General features: G+C 65.6%; 3 protein-coding genes. 2 read left to right on the top strand and 1 reads right to left on the bottom strand.

Features of this window, described 5'->3' with window-relative positions:
• Nucleotides 1–190 (bottom strand): hypothetical protein (locus RMO57_RS07980; RefSeq protein WP_310385652.1); only part of this gene is annotated, 190 nt, incomplete at its 3' end.
• A gap of 9 nt (nt 191–199) precedes the next feature.
• Here RMO57_RS07980 and RMO57_RS07975 point away from each other — a divergent pair.
• The gene (locus tag RMO57_RS07975) at nt 200–868 is read left to right on the top strand and encodes a glycosyltransferase (RefSeq protein ID WP_310385650.1); all 669 of its coding nucleotides are present in this window, start codon (nt 200–202) and stop codon (nt 866–868) included.
• 79 nt (nt 869–947) lie between these two features.
• A partial coding sequence (locus tag RMO57_RS07970) for a class I SAM-dependent methyltransferase (RefSeq protein ID WP_310385648.1) occupies nt 948–1,426 on the top strand: 479 nt, incomplete at its 3' end.

The raw sequence follows: 1,426 nt of genomic DNA, 5'->3' as shown, positions 1-1,426 counted from the left end.
GCCCGCGCTTTTCCAGAGTTTCGGCATGGCGCGCGAACAATTCGTTCAGCATCAGGCGTATCTTGCGGCCTTTTTCCGTCAACCGCACCCGCACGCGCTGCTCTGCCAGGCCGCTGAAAACGCCGCCTGTCGCGACGCCGATGTGGTCGTCTCGATGCTGCCTAAAGTGGATCAGCATATGGCCGCGCATGGGCTTGACTTGAGCAAACTGCACATCGTGCCCAACGGCATCACGCTGGACGAATGGACGGGCGCGGCGGAGGCCTTGAATGCGGACCTGGCGGCACATCTGACCCTGCTGCGAGCCAGCGGCCGCGTCGTGCTGGGCTATGCCGGCTCGCACGGCCTGCCTAACGCCTTGGATGTGCTGCTCGACGCAGCCAAGCTGCTGGCCGCCACGCCCGAGGGCAAGCGAATCGCCATCGTGATGGTCGGCGGCGGGCATGAAAAAGCGCGTCTTGCCGAGCGTGTACGCAGCGAGGGCTTGAGTAGCCTGGTGAGCTTGTTCGATCCCATCCCGAAGGCGCAAATCCCGGCGCTCTTGGGTCTGTTCGACATCGCCTATATCGGCTGGCAGCGCTCTTCCATCTACCGCTTCGGCATCGCGCCGAACAAGCTGATGGATTACATGATGGCGGGATGCGCGGTCTTGCATTCGGTCAAGGCCGGCAACGACCCGGTGGCCGAAGCCGGCGCCGGTCTGACCGTGGCTCCTGAAGATGCGACGGCCGTGGCGCAAGGCGCCCTGCAATTGGCAGCCTTGAGCGCACAAGCGCGCGCTGAGATGGGGCAACGCGGGCGCGCCTTTGTGTTGGCGCAGCATACCTACCCGGTGCTAGCCGCCCGATTTATCGAGGCTGTGACATGAAGCCCCCACGCTCGCCTTGCTCTGTGCCCCCCGAGGGGGCGCGGCCCGCTCTTGGGGCGGCCCGGCGAGAGGGCCAGTGATGGAGCAGCGCGAGTTAGACGCCATCGCTGAGCGCTACGCGCGTCGACCGGCCAGCGACCGTTACAGCCTGCTGCGCCCCGAGGTCTGGCAAATGCTGCACGAGCGCCAGCGCGCGCTGCTGCGGGTTTTGGCCCAACGGCCCGCAGCGCCGGTAGATTGGTGTTTGACCGAGGTGGGCTGCGGCGCCGGTGGCAATTTGCTGGAAATGCTGCGCATTGGCTTGCTGCCCGCCCACCTGAGCGGCATCGAGCTGCTGCCCGAGCGCCATGCTGTAGCGCGCGCGGTCTTGCCCAGCACGGTCACCCTGATGCTGGGCAATGCGGCCGAGGCCGCCATTGAACCCGGCAGCCAAGACCTTGTATTGCAGTCCACCGTGTTCTCGTCCATCTTGTCTGATGAGGTGCAAGCGGCGGTGGCGGCGGCCATGTGGCGCTGGCTCAAACCCGGTGGGGCCGTGCTTTGGTATGACTTCACCAT

It is taken from the genome of Roseateles sp. (genome assembly GCF_031397715.1).
GTDB lineage: Bacteria > Pseudomonadota > Gammaproteobacteria > Burkholderiales > Burkholderiaceae_C > Paucibacter_A.
This window is presented reverse-complemented; position numbering and strand designations above follow the sequence as displayed.